The organism is Streptomyces sp. NPDC099050, assembly GCF_044759865.1.
GTDB lineage: Bacteria > Actinomycetota > Actinomycetes > Streptomycetales > Streptomycetaceae > Streptomyces.
Genome location: NZ_JBIWAE010000008.1, coordinates 121,020 through 137,477, shown reverse-complemented (window position 1 = coordinate 137,477; position 16,458 = coordinate 121,020). Strand labels below are relative to the sequence as shown.

The 16,458-nt window shown below is 71.0% G+C and carries 15 protein-coding genes; 3 read left to right on the top strand and 12 right to left on the bottom strand.

Going from position 1 to position 16,458, the window contains the following annotated elements:
- Positions 1 to 86: 86 nt before the first annotated feature.
- The 4 genes from rsfS to ACIQV3_RS15985 form a co-directional block, all read right to left on the bottom strand.
- Positions 87 to 533 carry a ribosome silencing factor gene (gene rsfS / locus ACIQV3_RS16000; protein ID WP_250739445.1) on the bottom strand — a complete coding sequence of 149 codons (447 nt, stop codon included), beginning with the start codon at positions 531 to 533 and terminating at the stop codon, positions 87 to 89.
- Between the two features lie 141 nt (positions 534 to 674).
- Positions 675 to 2,456, bottom strand: coding sequence for a LytR C-terminal domain-containing protein (locus ACIQV3_RS15995; protein ID WP_403712992.1), 1,782 nt, complete (start codon positions 2,454 to 2,456; stop codon positions 675 to 677).
- 24 nt (positions 2,457 to 2,480) lie between these two features.
- Positions 2,481 to 3,098: a nicotinate-nucleotide adenylyltransferase gene (gene nadD, locus ACIQV3_RS15990; protein WP_243334788.1), complete on the bottom strand. Its 618-nt coding sequence runs from the start codon at positions 3,096 to 3,098 to the stop codon at positions 2,481 to 2,483.
- 89 nt (positions 3,099 to 3,187) lie between these two features.
- A complete protein-coding gene (locus tag ACIQV3_RS15985; protein ID WP_327252716.1) occupies positions 3,188 to 3,355 on the bottom strand; it encodes a hypothetical protein in 168 nt (55 codons plus the stop codon).
- Between the two features lie 141 nt (positions 3,356 to 3,496).
- Here ACIQV3_RS15985 and ACIQV3_RS15980 point away from each other — a divergent pair, with 141 nt between their 5' ends.
- Positions 3,497 to 4,630, top strand: a complete 1,134-nt coding sequence (locus tag ACIQV3_RS15980; protein ID WP_403712991.1) for a M48 family metallopeptidase — start codon at positions 3,497 to 3,499, stop codon at positions 4,628 to 4,630.
- Here the strand turns inward: ACIQV3_RS15980 and ACIQV3_RS15975 are convergent.
- The 7 genes from ACIQV3_RS15975 to ACIQV3_RS15945 form a co-directional block, all read right to left on the bottom strand.
- The gene (locus ACIQV3_RS15975; protein ID WP_403712990.1) at positions 4,614 to 5,771 is read right to left on the bottom strand and encodes a hypothetical protein; all 1,158 of its coding nucleotides are present in this window, start codon (positions 5,769 to 5,771) and stop codon (positions 4,614 to 4,616) included. The genes ACIQV3_RS15980 and ACIQV3_RS15975 overlap by 17 nt on opposite strands.
- A gap of 68 nt (positions 5,772 to 5,839) precedes the next feature.
- On the bottom strand, positions 5,840 to 6,400 hold the full coding sequence (locus tag ACIQV3_RS15970) for a hypothetical protein (RefSeq protein WP_403712989.1): 561 nt from the start codon (positions 6,398 to 6,400) through the stop codon (positions 5,840 to 5,842).
- A gap of 77 nt (positions 6,401 to 6,477) precedes the next feature.
- Complete coding sequence (locus ACIQV3_RS15965) at positions 6,478 to 7,755, bottom strand: glutamate-5-semialdehyde dehydrogenase (RefSeq protein WP_403712988.1); 1,278 nt, start codon at positions 7,753 to 7,755, stop codon at positions 6,478 to 6,480.
- Positions 7,756 to 7,907: 152 nt separating this feature from the next.
- Positions 7,908 to 8,306, bottom strand: a complete 399-nt coding sequence (locus tag ACIQV3_RS15960; RefSeq protein ID WP_327309446.1) for a hypothetical protein — start codon at positions 8,304 to 8,306, stop codon at positions 7,908 to 7,910.
- 98 nt (positions 8,307 to 8,404) lie between these two features.
- On the bottom strand, positions 8,405 to 9,532 hold the full coding sequence (proB, locus tag ACIQV3_RS15955; RefSeq protein WP_403712987.1) for a glutamate 5-kinase: 1,128 nt from the start codon (positions 9,530 to 9,532) through the stop codon (positions 8,405 to 8,407).
- Between the two features lie 81 nt (positions 9,533 to 9,613).
- Positions 9,614 to 10,117, bottom strand: a complete 504-nt coding sequence (locus tag ACIQV3_RS15950) for a GtrA family protein (RefSeq protein WP_403712986.1) — start codon at positions 10,115 to 10,117, stop codon at positions 9,614 to 9,616.
- Positions 10,117 to 11,127, bottom strand: a complete 1,011-nt coding sequence (locus tag ACIQV3_RS15945) for a glycosyltransferase family 2 protein (protein WP_403712985.1) — start codon at positions 11,125 to 11,127, stop codon at positions 10,117 to 10,119. The genes ACIQV3_RS15950 and ACIQV3_RS15945 overlap by 1 nt, the downstream gene beginning before the upstream one ends.
- A gap of 156 nt (positions 11,128 to 11,283) precedes the next feature.
- Here ACIQV3_RS15945 and ACIQV3_RS15940 point away from each other — a divergent pair, with 156 nt between their 5' ends.
- Both ACIQV3_RS15940 and ACIQV3_RS15935 read left to right on the top strand, forming a co-directional pair.
- Complete coding sequence (locus ACIQV3_RS15940) at positions 11,284 to 14,163, top strand: CDP-glycerol glycerophosphotransferase family protein (RefSeq protein ID WP_403712984.1); 2,880 nt, start codon at positions 11,284 to 11,286, stop codon at positions 14,161 to 14,163.
- The gene (locus ACIQV3_RS15935; protein WP_403712983.1) at positions 14,160 to 15,365 is read left to right on the top strand and encodes a glycosyltransferase; all 1,206 of its coding nucleotides are present in this window, start codon (positions 14,160 to 14,162) and stop codon (positions 15,363 to 15,365) included. The genes ACIQV3_RS15940 and ACIQV3_RS15935 overlap by 4 nt, the downstream gene beginning before the upstream one ends.
- Positions 15,366 to 15,443: 78 nt before the next feature.
- Here ACIQV3_RS15935 and galE read toward each other — a convergent pair whose 3' ends face one another.
- A complete protein-coding gene (gene galE / locus ACIQV3_RS15930; RefSeq protein WP_403712982.1) occupies positions 15,444 to 16,433 on the bottom strand; it encodes a UDP-glucose 4-epimerase GalE in 990 nt (329 codons plus the stop codon).
- Between the last annotated feature and the right edge of the window lie 25 nt (positions 16,434 to 16,458).

Genomic DNA, 16,458 nt, shown 5'->3' with positions numbered 1-16,458 from the left:
GGTACGGCTGTTACCGCTGGTTGTTCCGCCACCGGTTGTTCCGCCACCGGTCGTGCCGTCACCGGTCGTGCCGTCGTGGGTCGCGCTCAGAACAGATCACCGTCCAGTTCGTCGTCGCCCTGCGCGGCGCGCAGCGCGGCGTGCTCCTCGGCCTTGCCCTTGGTGAGCTTGGCGTCCTCGGGGAGGTCGATCTCGGGGCAGTCCTTCCACAGGCGCTCCAGCGCGTAGAAGACGCGCTCCTCGCTGTGCTGCACGTGGACGACGATGTCGATGTAGTCGAGCAGGATCCAGCGGGCGTCGCGGTCGCCTTCGCGGCGCACCGGCTTGGCGCCCAGCTCCTTCAGGAGCTTCTCCTCGATCTCGTCGACGATCGACTTGACCTGGCGGTCGTTGGGCGCCGAAGCGAGCAGGAAGGCGTCGGTGATCGACAGCACGTCGCTGACGTCGTACGCGATGATGTCGTGCGCGAGCCGGTCGGCCGCGGCCTGGGCGGCGGCGGTGATGAGCTCGATGGAGCGGTCCGTGGCGGTCACTGGCCATGCTTTCGGGTTGGCGGGCAGATCCTTACAAGGGTCTCATGTACCGCCGACACCGCCCGCGCGCAGCGTGCCGCGCGGGCGGAGCCGTACCCGACGGGCCCCGCCGCGGTGGGCGGCAGCAGGCCTCGGGAGGGGTCAGGACGGTTTGTAATCCTTGCCCAGCGTCACCACGATGTCCGCGTTCACCGCGTTCTCGGCCTTCTTCACGGCCGTCTCGGGCAGTCCCAGCGTCTTGGCGACCTCGATCGCCTTGTCCCGCTGCGCGTCGTCCTGGTACGTGATCTGCGACGCGGGCACCGTCTTGTCGGCCTTGCCGCCGTCCACCAGGGTGTAGCCGCCGTTGAGCAGGGCCGCCTTCGCCGCCGTGTTCGTCTTGCCGTCGCCGGTCGCGTCCTTCAGGCCGACCCGCGGCAGGGCCCCGGGCTGGGCCTCGGTGACGGAGCCGCCGAGGACCTCCTTGACGACCTTCTTGTTGGCGTCGTCCGTGAGGCCGCCGTCCGGCTTCACCCCGAGCAGGTCGGTGCGGTACGCGCCCACCTTGGCGTGCTCGCCGAGCTTGGCGAGCAGGGCGCCCAGCGTCTGCGCGTTCAGCGCCGGGTCCAGGATCTGCCCGGTGGTCTCCACCGTCATCGCCGCGGCCTTCGGATCGCTCGGCACCTTGCGCAGCAGGCCCAGCAGGACCTTGCCGAGCCGGTCCAGCTGCTTGGCCTCCGGCTCGCCCGGCGCCCGGTACGTGGCGTACGCGACGGCCATCGCCCCGCTGAGGCTCTGCTTCGGGCCCTTGCCGACGGCGGGCACCTTCGCCGCGTCGTCCGCCGGGACGGCCACGTCGGTGTCGACCTCGATGCCGCTGACCAGGTCGACGAAGGTCTCCAGGAAGGGGGTGTCCAGGCGCCAGGTGCCGCCGATGCGGGTGCCGAAGACCGAGTCGAGGGATTCCCGTACGCCCAGGCCCCCGTCCGCGACGGCCTTGCCCAGCTGGGCGGTGGTGCCGTCGTCCTTGGAGACGTTCAGGGTGTTCGGCACCAGGACGGTGGCGCCCTGCTTGGTGGTCACGTTGTCGACGAGCAGCGCCGTGGAGGTGCCGCCCTTCCGGGTGTTGTGCAGGTGCACGACGATCATGTCGCGCTTCTGCGGACCCGAGGCGGTCGCGCCGTTCGACGCCTTGCCGGGGGCCTCCAGGAACGGCAGCTTGCCCGCGTACCAGAGGTAGCCGAGGCCGGCGACGACGAAGAGGGCCAGCACGACGATCAGCGCCACCACCCGGTTGCGGCCGCGTCGGCGGGCTTCCTCGCGGCGCTCGGTCCGGCTCTCCGTGAAGGCGAGCCAGTCGATGACGTCCTCGGACTCCTCGTCCTCCTGGTCGATGAAGGCGAACTGCTCGGTGCGGTACGAGGGCCCCTGCTCCTGCCCCTGCTCCTGCCCCTGTTCCTGCGCGCCCGGCCCCCCGGCCCGGCGCGGCTCCGGGACCTGCGCGGCGGCGGGACGGAACTCCGGCTCGGGCACGGGGGCCCGCAGGGGCGCCTGCGCCGGGGCCTCGGGGGCGGCCTGCTGCGGGATCCACTGCTGGGTGGCCTGGGTGTCGTACTGCGGGACACCCTGGGTGTCGTACCCGTACTGCGGGGCCTGGGAGGCCTGCGGATACTGCTGCTGGGACTGCTGGGACTGCTGCGACTGCTGCGGCGGGTAGTACTGCTGGGGCTGCTGCCCGCCGTACCCCTGGTAGTCGTAGCCGTAGCCCTGCTCGTACTGCTGCTGCGATTGCTGCTGCTGCGATTGCTGCTGATAGGGGGGCGCCGGGTCGGGGGCGGGCTGCGCGGGCACCCGGCCGTACACCGGCCGCCCGTACACGTCGTAGCCGACGAGCTGCTGCTCCTGGCCGGCATACGGGTCGTACGGCTCGTGTCGGTCGTTCACCGCGGGGCCCCTCTCTCCGGAAGCTCAGGCTCCCCGGTACAGCTCACGCTTGTCGATGTAGCGGACCACGCCGTCGGGCACGAGGTACCAGACAGGATCCCCCTTGGCCACGCGTGCACGGCAGTCCGTGGACGAAATGGCCAGCGCCGGCACCTCCACGAGGGAGACGCCTCCCTCGGGCAGGCCGTCGTCGGTGAGCACGTGGCCCGGCCGGGTGACGCCGATGAAGTGCGCGAGGGCGAAGAGCTCCTCGGCGTTCCGCCAGGTCAGGATCTGCGCGAGGGCGTCGGCGCCGGTGATGAAGAAGAGGTCGGCGTCGTCGTTGAGGGCGCTCAGGTCCCTCAGGGTATCGATCGTGTAAGTCGGGCCGCCGCGGTCGATGTCGATGCGGCTCACCGAGAACTGCGGGTTCGAGGCGGTCGCGATGACCGTCATCAGATACCGGTCCTCGGCGGACGACACGGCGCGCTGCGACTTCTGCCACGGCTCGCCGGTCGGTACGAACATCACCTCGTCGAGGTGGAACAGCGCGGCCACCTCACTGGCGGCCACCAGGTGTCCGTGGTGGATCGGGTCGAATGTCCCGCCCATCACGCCGAGCCTGCGCTTGACCGGGCCGGTAGGCATTTCCTGCTCTCCCATGAGCGCAGAGCCTACTGGCCCGGTGGCGCGGCAGGGACCCGCCTACGGGCTCGTACTCGGCGCAGCGAGTACGCCGAGCCTTCGGAGGTTCAGCGGTCCCGGTTCAGGCGCGTGGTGACCCACAGCATCAGCAGCAGGATGCCGAAGGCGGCGCCACCGGTCAGGTACGGGTTCAGGCTGTCGTGGTTGCCGCCGTGCTTCTCGGCTCCCTCGGAGGCGAGGACGACCAGGTTGTGGGCGGTGGAGGCGAGGCTCATCAGGCAGGTACCTATCGAGTCGGGGAGCGGGCGGAGATTTCGCTCACATCGTATGCGGGGGCCTGGGGCACGCTCACGTCGACTCAGGCGTTGGAGAGGATAGACGGGCGGGCGGCCGCACACATCGACGGGGAGGGCGCTATGACAGGGACGGGATTCGAAAAGGCACCGGCGCGGGACCGTAAGAGGTTCCCCGGTATTTCCTCACGGGCGTACGAGCATCCGGCGGACCGGTCCGCGCTCGTGGCCCTGCGCAAACTGACCGGCTTCGACACGGTCTTCAAGGCACTGAGCGGGCTGCTGCCCGAGCGCAGTCTGCGACTGCTCTTCCTGTCGGACTCCGTCCGGGTGGGCGAGACGCAGTTCCCGCACCTGCACACGATGCTCCTGGACGCCTGTTACATCCTGGACCTGGAGAAGGTCCCGCAGATGTACGTGCAGCAGGACCCGAAGCCCAATGCCATGTGCATCGGGCTGGACGAGCCGATCATCGTGGTGACCACGGGCCTCGTCGAGCTGCTCGACGAGGAGGAGATGCGGGCGGTGGTGGGCCACGAGGTGGGCCACGCCCTGTCGGGGCACGCCGTGTACCGCACGATCCTGCTGTTCCTGACGACCCTGGCGCTCAAAGTCGCCTGGATCCCGCTGGGCAATGTGGCGATCATGGGGATCGTGACGGCGCTGCGGGAGTGGTTCCGCAAGTCGGAGCTGTCCGCGGACCGGGCGGGGCTGCTGGTGGGGCAGGACGTGCACGCCTCGATGCGCGGGCTGATGAAGCTGGCGGGCGGCAACCACCTCCACGAGATGAATGTCGACGCCTTCCTCGCCCAGGCCGAGGAGTACGAGCAGGGCGGCGACCTGCGCGACTCCGTGCTGAAGATCCTCAACCTGCTGCCCCGGACGCACCCCTTCACGACGGTGCGGGCGGCCGAGCTGAAGAAGTGGTCGCAGAACCGGGACCACCAGCGGATCCTGGACGGCCACTACCCGCGGCGCGAGGACGACAAGGACACCTCGGTGACCGACTCCTTCCGGCAGTCCGCCTCGCACTACGCCGACACGGTGCGCACGAGCAAGGACCCGCTGATGAAGCTGGTCGGCGACATCGCCGGCGGTACGGCGGACCTGGGCGGGAAGCTGCGGGACCGGTTCACGGGCGCCGCGGGCGGCGCTTCGGGCTCGGGCGGCAGCAGCAGCAGCAGCAGCAGCGGCAGCAGCGAGGACCGGGGCACGGGCAAGGACACCGGCAAGGGCGGGGCTACGGAGCAGGGCTGACGCCCTCCCCCGGGGTGGCCGCCGGTGTTGCCGTCGGCGCGAGCACCCCGCACAGCCCGGCCGTGCGGCGCGGACTGCCACTGGCGTACGGGTCGGTCGCGGCCGGCCCGGTGGTGGTCGGCCCGGCGCCGGCCGTCAGCGGGCGGAAGCCTCCGGCCGGGTCGGCGGAGCAGGCCTGCGGGCCCGCCATCACGTAGGCCGAGACGAGCTCCGCCCGCCGGGCCGTGAGGTCGTCGCGGTCGAAGCGCAGCCGCAGCTCGCGGCGGACGGTGAAGAGCGAGGCCCCGTCGGCCGCGGCCGGCTGGCCGGTGGCGGGGCGCACGGCGTAGACGAAGGTGTGGTCGGAGGTCACCTCCAGCGCGTTCGGGGCGGCCTCCGCGGCGGCGAGGACCCCGCTGACCCGGACCCGGGTGTCGGCCACCACAGCGGTGGCCGGGTCGAAGCGGACCAGCCAGCCGGTGACGGCGTGCCGCCCGTTGCCGGACGGCGCCAGCATGCTCTGGTCGAACTGCGCCAGCTGGTCGGGGTCGAGCAGGACGCGCACCGGCCGGGAGGCCTCGCCCGAGAGCACGTCGGGGTCCAGAGAGGACTGCACCAGGTAGTCCTTGGCGATGGTGAGCGCGGTCTGGACCTGCTCCTCGCTGAAGTGGCGGGTACGGCGCACGCCGGGGAAGGTGATCCCGGCCGCCCCGACGCGGTACTGCGCCGCCGGACTGTGCGCGTACAGGTCGGCGGGCCGGCCGCCCGGCACGGGCTCGGAGGGCGCGAGCGGGACGACGGTGCCGCTCATCGCCGCAGCCGGGTCCCCGGCGGGCGGCACGTAGGGGTTGCGCAGCCCCATGTAGACGGCGCCGGCGAGCGCCAGGGCGATGCACAGCACGATGATCCGGCCCTGCCGGGCCGCCCCGCCGGAGCCGCTCCGGGATCCCGGATGGCCTGCGCCGCTCGACCAGATCGAGCGGCTCCGTACGGCGCGGGCGTGTTCGCCCATGCGCTCCTGCGCGGAGAACTCCTGGAGCCGGGCGGCCCTGACGAAGTCCTCGTCGAACACCACCGACCGGTACTCGTCGGCCCGGAACTCGTCGTCGGCCCCGCCGGCCCCCTCGGGGGTGCCGTTCGGCGGATCTCCTGGCATGGCCATCGCTTCTCCCCGCTGTCCCCGCTCCAGAGAAGCCCCCGCTCCGGCGAATGGGGAGCGGGGTCGTACCTTCAGGGTTGGCGGCTGACGCGGTCCATAAACGCTCCGGCGCCGGCGACTTCGCCCATCGGAGTGCTGGCGGGGGCCGGAGCCTGCTCCGTGTCGCTCGCCGCGCTGCGGTACACGGCGCTGAAGGCGAGTGCGATCATGCCGAGGCCCATCACGAAGGCGAGCACCCACGCGACCGGGCGCAGCCATGGGGAGCGGCCGCGGTAGGGGCGCAGGCTGCCTCCGTAGGCGCCGTACGGGCCCTCCGGCGAGGCGACTCCGTGGCCGTGCTCCCAGCCGGAGTCCTCGGAGTGGTAGCCGTCGGCGCCGCCGTAGGCGTACGCGTCGTAGTCCTCGTCGCCCGTCCAGCCGCCGGCGAAGGCCGCGCGGGCGGCCTCGGCCGCCTCGGCGCGCGCCCGCTCGCCGGCCCGCTGGCGCTCTGCGGCGCTCGGTTCACGGATCTCGGCGTTCCGGACGAAGTCCTCGTCGAACACCACGGAGGCGAAGTCCTTGTCCGCGCCTCCGCGGTCGTCGTCGGGCTCCCCGTCGTCCGGGAACGGTTTGCCCCCCACGTCGTCCGGCACGAGACCAGCGTAGACCTGAGGGGCACCTTTGGGCAGGGTGTAGGCCGAAATCCGGCCACACCGTGTTCAGGGGCCGACTACCGTACGTGACCGTCGCCGGTGACGATGTACTTGGTCGAGGTGAGCTCGGGAAGCCCCATCGGGCCCCGGGCGTGCAGCTTCTGCGTGGAGATGCCGATCTCCGCGCCGAAGCCGAACTGACCACCGTCCGTGAAGCGGGTGGACGCGTTCACGGCGACCGTGGTCGAGTCGACCAGCTGGGTGAAGAGGCGCGCGGCGGCCTGCGAGGTGGTGACGATCGCCTCGGTGTGGCCGGAGGTCCAGCGGCGGATGTGGGCGACGGCGTCGTCGAGGGAATCGACGACGCCCGCGGCGATGTCGTAGGAGAGGTACTCGGCGGCCCAGTCCTCGTCGGTGGCGGCCAGCGCGGTGACCGTGGAGTCCTCGGCGTAGGCGAGCACCCGCTCGTCGCCGTGGACGGTCACTCCGGCGTCGGCGAGCGCGTCCAGGGCGAGGGGCAGGAAGGCGTCGGCGATGTCCCGGTGGACGAGGAGGGTCTCCGCGGAGTTGCAGACGGAGGGGCGCTGGGCCTTGGAGTTGACGAGGATGTCCACGGCCATGGCCAGGTCCGCCTGGGCGTCCACGTACACGTGGCAGTTGCCGGTACCGGTCTCGATGACCGGGACGATGGATTCCTCGACCACGGTCTTGATGAGCGAGGCGCCGCCGCGCGGGATGAGGACGTCGACGAGGCCGCGGGCGCGCATCAGCTCGCGGACGGAGTCGCGGGACTCGCCCGGTACGAGCTGGACGGCGTCGGCGGGGAGGCCGGCCGACGCGACGGCGTCGCGCAGGATGCCGACGAGGGCGGTGTTGGAGGCGTAGGCCGAGGAGGAGCCGCGCAGGAGGACCGCGTTGCCGGACTTCAGGCAGAGGGCGGCGGCGTCGACGGTGACGTTGGGGCGGGCCTCGTAGATGATGCCGACGACGCCGAGCGGGACGCGGATCTGGCGGAGGTCGATGCCGTTGGGGAGCGTCGAGCCGCGGACGACCTCGCCGACGGGGTCGGGCAGGGCCGCGACGTCGCGGACGTCGGAGGCGATGGCCGCGATGCGGTCGGGGGTGAGGGTGAGGCGGTCGATGACCGTCTCGCTGGTCCCGGCGGCGGCCGCCTTCGCCGTGTCGACGGCGTTGGCCTCGACGATCTCGGCCGTACGGGCCTCCAGCGCGTCCGCGATGGCCAGCAGGGCCTTGTCCTTGGCGGACCGCGGGAGCGGGGCGATGGCCGCGGCGGCGGTCCGGGCGGCTCGCGCGGTGGCGATCACGGGCGAGGTCGTGGCATCGAGCGAGGTCATGCCGCCAGGGTAATCCCCGCCCGCCCCTGGACCGATGGGCTTCCACCCCGCGAGACGGCACCCCCCTTTGACGCGCCGCTCGCGCGGTGCGGCCCCTTGGGGGCCTCACCGGCCTCACCGGCCTCACCGGCCTCACCGCGCGAGCGGCGCGTCTAATAGGGGTGCACGCCCACGGGGTGGGCCGGGGGTGGGCCGTAGCCTTCGGCCACGCGTTGGTGGTAGGTGGCGCGGTCGATGACTTCGAGGCCGACGATCTCCCAGGGCGGAAGCTTCGCCGAGGACCGGTGTTCTCCCCAGAGCCGCAGCGCCACGGCCGCCGCGTCGTGGAGGTCGCGGGCTTCCTCCCAGTAGCGGATCTCAGCGTGGTCGTCGGCGTAGCGACTGGTCAGCAGGAAGGGGTGGTCATGGGCCAGCTGCTCCAGCCCGCGGCGTACGTCGCACAGTGGCGCGGGCTTTCCGGAGACGCTCAGGGTGATGTGCCAGAGACGCGAGGCGTCCTGGTCCTCCCCGCTCCCGCCGACGTCACCGTCCCCGGTGCCGACGCTGGTCAGCGCTCGTCTCACCAGCCGCCTCCTTGTCTGCGCTACGCGTGTCCGCCCCTCACAGTTGACCAGTCCTCGGCCCACCGCGCGGCGGTTTTACGTAAACCTCAGCCCTGCAGCAGGACCAGATCGTCGCGGTGGACGACCTCCCGCTCGTACTCGGGTCCGAGTTCCCGGGCGAGCTCGCGCGTGGAGCGGCCGAGGAGCTGCGGGAGCTCCTTGGCGTCGAAGTTGACGAGGCCGCGCGCCACCGCCCGGCCGTCGGCCGCGCGCAGTTCCACGGGGTCCCCGGCGACGAAGTCGCCCTCGACCGCGGCGATCCCGGCGGGCAGCAGCGAGCTGCCGCGTTCGGTCACGGCGCGGACGGCGCCGTCGTCCAGGACGAGGTGTCCCTGCGGGGTCGAAGCGTGCTGGAGCCAGAGCAGCCGGTCCGTGGAGCGGCGTCCGGTGGAGTGGAAGAGGGTGCCGGTCGCCCGCCCGGCCAGGGCGTCCGCGGCCTGGCTGGCCGAGGTCAGGACGACCGGGATGCCGGCCGCCGCGGCGATGCGCGCCGCCTCGACCTTGGTGGCCATGCCGCCGGTGCCGACGCCCGCCTTGCCGACGCTGCCGATGGTGACGTGGGCGATGTCCCCGGGGCCGTGCACCTCGTCGATGCGGCTGGTGCCGCGCTGGGACGGGTCCCCGTCATAGAGGCCGTCGACGTCCGAGAGCAGGACGAGGAGGTCGGCGCGGACCAGGTGGGCCACGAGTGCGGCGAGGCGGTCGTTGTCGCCGAAGCGGATCTCGTCGGTGGCGACGGTGTCGTTCTCGTTGACGACGGGCAGCGCCCCCATGGCCAGGAGCTGGTCCAGGGTCCGGTAGGCGTTGCGGTAGTGCGCGCGCCGGCTCGTGTCGTCGGTGGTCAGGAGCACCTGGCCGACGCGTACGCCGTACCGGGCGAAGGAGGCCGTGTAGCGGGCGACGAGGAGGCCCTGGCCCACGCTCGCGGCAGCCTGCTGGCGGGCCAGGTCGGTGGGGCGGCGGCGCAGGCCGAGCGGGGAGAGTCCGGCGGCGATGGCTCCGCTGGAGACCAGGACGATCTCCTTCTCGCCGCCGCTGCGCGCCTTGGCCAGTACGTCGACCAGCGCGTCCACCCGGTCGGCGTCGAGTCCGCCGGCCGCCGTGGTCAGGGAGGAGGAGCCGACCTTGACCACGATCCTGCGCGCGTCGAGCACACCCTGCCTAGCCGCTGACACTTCTGTCCCCTGACCCTTGACCCGCCTTGTGAACCTGCCCGCTCAATCTACGGGGTGCCCGGGCCGGGACGCCCGCCGGTTTCAGACCGTGGACGCGCTGTGGGTCTGCTCCGCGTCCCCGGCCGCCCCGGCCGTCCCCGGAATGAGGATCTTGCGGGAGAGGACGAAGGTGAAGGGGATGGCCACGACGGCCGCGACGAGCGGCGCGATCTTGGTGTTCATGCCCGCCCAGGTCACCAGCGCGTACAGGCCCGCGGACTGGATCACGTAGTTCGTGATGTTGGTCAGCGGGAAGAGCAGGAACTTCTTCCAGGTCGGCCGGGTCCTGTAGGTGAAGTACGTGTTCATGAAGAACGAGCCGACCATCGCCAGCACGAAGGCGAGGGAGTAGGCGGCGAAGTACGGCATCCACGGGTGCAGGAGCAGGTAGAGGAGGAAGAAGGTCCCGGTGTTGACCCCGCCCACCAGGCCGAACCGGATGAGCTGGCCCAGCTTGGCCTTCCGGTCGGCGGCGGGCTGCCCGCTCGGCTGGGCGTCGGGCTGCCCGCTGAGCTGCCCCGGCCGGCCGTTCGTCGTGCGCGACATCAGTTGCTTCGCTCCGCGACCACGGCCTGGGCCGCGGGCCGCAGCGCGTCCCGGGCGTCCCGGGCCTCCGTGGGGCCGGCCGTCCGGTCGGCGCCGTGCGCCTCCTTGACCAGGAAGTGCGGCCTGCGCTTGGTCTCGTAGTAGATGCGGCCGATGTACTCGCCGATCAGACCCAGCATGATCATCTGAACGCCGCCCAGGCCCGCGATGAGCGCGACGATCGTGACGTAACCCGGGGACTCCACCCCGTTGGTCATCGCCATGACGGCGATGAACAGGGCGTAGAGCACCGTGAGGGCCACCAGCGACACGCCCGACCAGATGCCGATGCGCAGCGGCCGGTTGTTGAAGGAGATGAGCCCGTCCATGCCGTAGTTCAGCAGGGCGCCGAACTTCCACTTCGTCTCGCCGGCCTCGCGCTGCGCGTTGCGGTAGTCGAAGTGGACCGTGTCGAAACCGATCCAGGAGAAGAGGCCCTTGGAGAAGCGGTTGTACTCGGGCAGCGACAGCAGCGCGTCCACGGCCGGGCGGGACAGCAGCCGGAAGTCGCCGACGCCGTCGGTGAGCTCCACGTCGACCCAGCGGTTGATGCCCCGGTAGTAGAGGCGGCTCAGCGCCGTGCGGACCTTCTTGTCCCCTTCGCGGGTGCGGCGGGCGATGATCTGGTCGTGACCCAGCCGGTAGTAGTCGAGCATGGTGGCGATGAGCTCCGGCGGGTGCTGGAGGTCCGCGTCCATGATGACCACGGCGTCGCCGGTCGCCTCGCGCAGGCCGGCGAGCATGCCCGCCTCCTTGCCGAAGTTGCGGCTGAAGGAGACGTAGCGGGTCTGGTCGGTGTACTGCGCCGCGATCTTGCGGAGTTTGCCGAGGGTGCCGTCACGGCTACCGTCGTCGACGTAGCACACCTCGTACTCGACGGGCAGCGCGTCCAGGACCTTGCGAATCTCCGTGTCGAAGCTGTCGATGACGGCTTCTTCGTTGTAGCAAGGGACTACTACAGACAGCTTCATGAACACTTCCTGCGGTCCGAACGGGTGATTTACGGCGACCGGACCTGCCACTCACCTCTTCGTTAGAAGTATGCACGGCGGTGGCCGCCCTGCTGGGCACGAGTGCGGCACAGGGTAGCTTTGACGGGATAAACGCAATGAAACAGAGGGATCGAGGTGCACGTGCCTGACGTCTCCGTGGTCGTCATCGTCTACAACGACGCAGAGCGTCTCCCGGCAGCCGTCCAGTCGGTTTTGGACCAGACCCTGCACGGGGTCGAGGTCGTGATCGTGGACGACTGCAGCAAGGACGGGTCCTACGCGGTCGCCCAGAAGCTCGAATCCGCGCATCCGGGGAGGGTGCGCGCCTTCCGGCTGCCGGAGAACAGCGGGGGCTGCGGCGCTCCGCGCAATCACGGCATCCAACAAGCCACCGGCACCTACGTCATGTTCCTGGACAGCGACGACGTGCTGGAACGCAATGCCTGCCGCAACATGCTGGACGCCGCCGTGCGGACCGGGTCCGACCTGGTCTCCGGCATGTGCGTCCGGGTCCACCTCGACAGCCGTTCGGGCAAGACCACCGAGTGGTACCCGTGGATCTACGCGCGCACCCGCACGCTGGAATCGATCACCGAGTACCCGGACCTGCTGGTCTACGACACCCTCTCCACGAACAAGTGCTACCGGCGCGCGTTCCTGCTGGAGCAGGGCCTGGAGTTCCCGGTCGGCATCCACTACGAGGACCTGCTCTTCTCCGCGCAGGCCTACGTCGCCGCCCGCCGCATCACGCTCATCCCGAACCACGTCTACTACTGGAACGTGCTCGAGAGCGCCTCGGCGAAGTCGATCAGCAACCGGCGCCACGAGATCGAGAACTTCGTCCACCGGATGGAGATCCACCGCCGCGTCGACGAACTGCTGGCGTCCAAGGGCCACGCGGAGATCAAGTCCGCGAAGGACGCCAAGTTCCTCAAGCACGACCTGGTGCTCCACCTGCGCGACCTGCCGCTGCTCGATGACGCCTACCGCCAGGAGTTCGCCCGGCTCGCCAACGGTTACCTGGCAGGCATCGACCCGGCGGCGTACGACAACGTCAGCAACCTCCAGGCCATCTGCGCCTACCTGCTCGGCAAGGAGGACTGGGACAACCTCCTGCCCGCCGCCGACGCCATGACCAACCACGGCCGGCTCACGTCCCCGCTCGCCGAGCGCGACGGGCGCGTCTACTGGTGCGACCGGCACATCGACGGTCCCGACGCGGACGAGGCCCGCCGGATACTGGACGTCACCAACCAGTCCTACGCCGGTGCGCCGCTCGCCTCCCTCGCGCTGGGCAACCGCCTCACCGCGTACGAGGACGACGGCCGCGGCACGGTCACCCTGTCGGGCGCCATCGTGAATCCGCTGGGCCGGATCCGACCCGACGCGGCGCTGAAGGCCACGCTGGAGTTCCGCGCCCGCCGGCAGATCGGCGTCCGCTCGTTCAGCTTCCCGGTGGCCACCGTGCGACACGCCGGGGACACGATCGAGTGGAACACCACGGCCGACATCCGCGGCACCGTCCGCCCGCTCGGCATCATCGACGCGGTCTGGGACGTCCGCCTGAAGCTGACGGTCGGCAAGGACCGGCTCACCACCCGCGTCTCCGTCGGCGAGGTCGACCTGGAGAAGGCGGCCCGGCTGCGCGTGCGCCCGAGGCTGACCCGGCTGGTCTCCGACCGCTTCGAGCCGGAGATGACCAAGAAGGGCAACCTCTCCTACGTCCTGACCGCCGAGGGCGCCGCCGCCGTGCGCACCCAGGCGCTGATCGACGGCGCGATGCACGGCAAGGCCGCCGGCGTGGTCAAGCGGAGCCTGCGCAAGGCCCTGCGGGCCCGCCGCAACCTCGGCTCGGGCGAGCAGAAGGTGAAGGTCTACCACGAGGTCTTCTCGAAGCTGCCCATCAAGAAGGGAACGGTCGTCTTCGAGAGCCACATGGGCAAGCAGTACAGCGACAGCCCGAAGGCGATCTACGAGGAGCTGGTGCGCTCCGGCGCGCAGTTCGAGGCGATCTGGTCGCACGCGGGCGGCAAGCCCACCGGCTTCCCCAAGGAGGCCACCCTGGTGCGGCGCTGGAGCTGGGCCTACCTGCGGGCGCTGGCGCAGGCCGAGTACTGGGTGGACAACCAGGGCTTCCCGCTGGCGCTGGCCAAGCGCCCGGGGACCACGTACATCCAGACCTGGCACGGCTCGGCCCTCAAGCGGATGGGCTTCCACGAGCCCCGCACCAAGGCGCAGGACCAGGCCGGGCAGGCGCGCTTCCAGGAGGCCGTCGACCGCTTCGACCACTTCCTGATCCGCTCCGAGCACGACGCCCGCACCCTCGCCAAGGGCTTCCGGCTGCGTGACGAGGTGCTGCTGCGCACGGGCTACCCGCGCAACGACGCCCTGGTCGCGGCCCACCGCTCCGAGGCGCAGAGCGGCGAGCGGGTCCGCGGCGCCCTGGCCGGCGAGTTCGGGATCGACCCGGAGAAGAAGGTGCTGCTGTACGCGCCGACCTTCCGGGCGAGCGCGGACGGCACGGTGGAGGGCTTCGAGTTCCCCTTCGACGTGGAGGAGTTCGCCGACCGGCTCGGTGACCGCTTCACGCTGCTGGTGCGCACCCACTACCTCAACAGCGTGACGCTGCCGCCGTCGGTCGCGGGCCGGGTGATCGACGTGTCCAAGCACCACGACATCACTCCGCTGCTGGCGCTCGCGGACGGGCTGATCACGGACTACTCGTCCGTGATGTTCGACTACGCGGTGCTGGACCGGCCGATGCTGTTCTTCGCGTACGACTACGAGAAGTACGCGAACGACATCCGCGGCACGTACTTCGACCTCAAGGAGAAGGCCCCGGGCCCGGTGGTCGCCACGGCGGACGAGCTGCTGCAGGCGCTCGCCGCCTTCGACGAGGCGGACGCCAAGTACGCCGAGGCGCGCCAGCGTTTCCTCGCCGAGTTCGGCGAGTACGACCGCGGGGACGCGGCCCGGCAGATCGTCGAGAAGTTCTTCACCAGGAGCGGCAAGTGAGCCAGCAGACTTCCACCGCCCCGCAGACCGCGGCGACCCCGGACGGAGCCGCCGGCGGTCGTGACATCTTCCTCGTCTCCAACAGCGTGGACGAACTCGGTGGCGTGACCACCTGGTCGCACCAGATGGCCCGGCTGTTCACCGAGCGCGGGCACCGGGTCCACATCGTCGGCATCACCCCCGTCGACGAGGAGATCCGCCAGCAGCTCCCGGCGAACCTCCCCTACGCGGTGACCACGCTGTACGACGCCCGTCCGCCGGCGGCCCGCAGCCTGCACGGAATCAAGGGCCGGCTCAACGCGCCCGAACGGCGCCGCCAGGCGGCCCGCCGGGCGAAGATGCAGGCCAAGGCGGACCAGCTGGGCGAGCTGCTGCGCGCGGCCCGCCCCGGCGCCGTGGTGATCGTCACCCAGATCTGGGCGATGGAGTGGGTGGCCCTCGCCGACACCAAGCAGTGCACGGTGATCGGCATGAGCCACGAGTCCTTCGAGGCGAGCAACAAGTCCTCCAGGGGCCAGCGGGTCCGCCGGTACTACCGGGAGGTCGACCGCATGCTCGTGCTGACCCCCGAGGACTCGGACCTCTGGATCCGCTCGGGCATGGAGAACGTCTCCAGCATGCCGAACCCGCTGCCGTTCATGCCCGCCTCCCCCGCCCCGCGCACCGAGAAGGTCGTGGCGAGCGTCGGCCGCCTCGCCTTCGAGAAGGGCATGGACCTGCTGCTCGACGCGTGGGCCGACGCCTCCCCGCACCACCCCGACTGGGTCCTGCGGATCTACGGGGCCGGCCTGGAGGAGGCGACCTTGCGGGCGCACGCCACCGGGCTCGGCCTGGACGACTCCGTGGAGTGGATGGGCAGCACCAGCGATGTCCTGGGCGCCCTGAACGGAGCCTCGGTCTTCGCCCAGGCCTCGCGCGCCGAGGGCTTCCCGATCACGCTGCTGGAGGCCATGGCCGCCGGTGTGCCGGTGGCCGCCTTCGACTGCGCGCCGGGTGTCCGGGAGATCGTGACGCACGGCGAGGACGGACTGCTGGCCCGGCTCGGCAACACCATAGAGCTGGCCGGACAGCTGGAACGGCTGATGGCCGACCGCGAACTGCGCGACCGGCTCGGCGACGCCGCCTTCCACAACGTGCAGCGGTACTCCAGCGTCGAGATCACCGACCGGTGGGAAGAACTGTTCTCCTTCCTGGAGCGCTGAGCCCGCCGGCCCTCCGCACGAAGAAGCCGCCCGCCCCGGAATCGACCGGGGCGGGCGGCTTCGTACGTACGGCCTGCCTCAGGCCTTGCGGTGGGCCTCCCAGCCCTCCCAGGCCGAGGTGATCATCTCGCGCACGTCGTGGCGTGCCTTCCAGCCCAGCTCCGACGAGATCCGGTCGGCGGAGGCGACGACCTTCGCCGGGTCGCCGGCGCGGCGCGGGGAGACCACGGGCGCGTAGGCGGGATCGGTGTGCCCGGTGGCCTCGTTCACCAGCTCGACCATCTCGCGGACGGAAACGCCCTCGCCGCGGCCGATGTTGACGGTGAGGTCCCGGTACTCGCCCTGCGCGCCCCATTCGACGAGCTTGCGGGCCGCCACCACGTGGGCCTCCGCGAGGTCGGCGACGTGGATGTAGTCGCGGATGCAGGTGCCGTCCGGGGTCGCGTAGTCGTCGCCGAAGATCCGGGCCCCCTCGCCCTTGCCGAACCGCTCGAAGATCATCGGGACCAGGTTGAACACCCCGGTGTCGGCCAGCTCGGGAGCCGCGGCGCCCGCCACGTTGAAGTAGCGCAGGCAGGCCGTGGAGATGCCGTGGGCCTGACCGGCGGCGCGGACCAGCCATTCACCCGCCAGCTTCGTCTCGCCGTACGGGCTCAGCGGCAGGCACGGGGTGTCCTCGGTGACGAGGTCCACGTCCGGCATCCCGTACACGGAAGCGGAGGAGGAGAAGAGGAAGTTGCGCACGCCCGCGGCGGCCACGGCCTGGAGCAGGACGGTGAGGCCGCCCACGTTCTCCTCGTAGTAGTGCAGCGGCTTCTGCACCGACTCGCCGACCTGCTTCTTGCCCGCCAGGTGGACCACGCCGGTGATCCGGTGCCGGGCGAAGGTCTCGTCGAGGAGCTGCCGGTCGAGCACGGATCCGACCACCAGCGGGACACCCTCCGGGACGCGGTCGGCGTTGCCGGTGGAGAGGTCGTCCAGAACCACGACCTCCTCACCCGCAAGCAGCATCGCGCGGACGACGTGCGCCCCGATGTAACCGGCACCACCAGTGATCAGAAACGTCATGCGTGTCTCCCTAGTTCTCGTATCT

What these genes read in the sequence shown, in the direction of transcription:
- nadD (WP_243334788.1), bottom strand. Translation starts at nt 3,098, where the DNA reads ATGGGAGAGCAGGAAATGCCTACCGGCCCGGTCAAGCGCAGGCTCGGC.
- ACIQV3_RS15985 (WP_327252716.1), bottom strand. Translation starts at nt 3,355, where the DNA reads ATGAGCCTCGCCTCCACCGCCCACAACCTGGTCGTCCTCGCCTCCGAG.
- ACIQV3_RS15980 (WP_403712991.1), top strand. Translation starts at nt 3,497, where the DNA reads ATGACAGGGACGGGATTCGAAAAGGCACCGGCGCGGGACCGTAAGAGG.
- ACIQV3_RS15975 (WP_403712990.1), bottom strand. Translation starts at nt 5,771, where the DNA reads ATGGCCATGCCAGGAGATCCGCCGAACGGCACCCCCGAGGGGGCCGGC.
- ACIQV3_RS15965 (WP_403712988.1), bottom strand. Translation starts at nt 7,755, where the DNA reads ATGACCTCGCTCGATGCCACGACCTCGCCCGTGATCGCCACCGCGCGA.
- ACIQV3_RS15950 (WP_403712986.1), bottom strand. Translation starts at nt 10,117, where the DNA reads ATGTCGCGCACGACGAACGGCCGGCCGGGGCAGCTCAGCGGGCAGCCC.
- ACIQV3_RS15945 (WP_403712985.1), bottom strand. Translation starts at nt 11,127, where the DNA reads ATGAAGCTGTCTGTAGTAGTCCCTTGCTACAACGAAGAAGCCGTCATC.
- galE (WP_403712982.1), bottom strand. Translation starts at nt 16,433, where the DNA reads ATGACGTTTCTGATCACTGGTGGTGCCGGTTACATCGGGGCGCACGTC.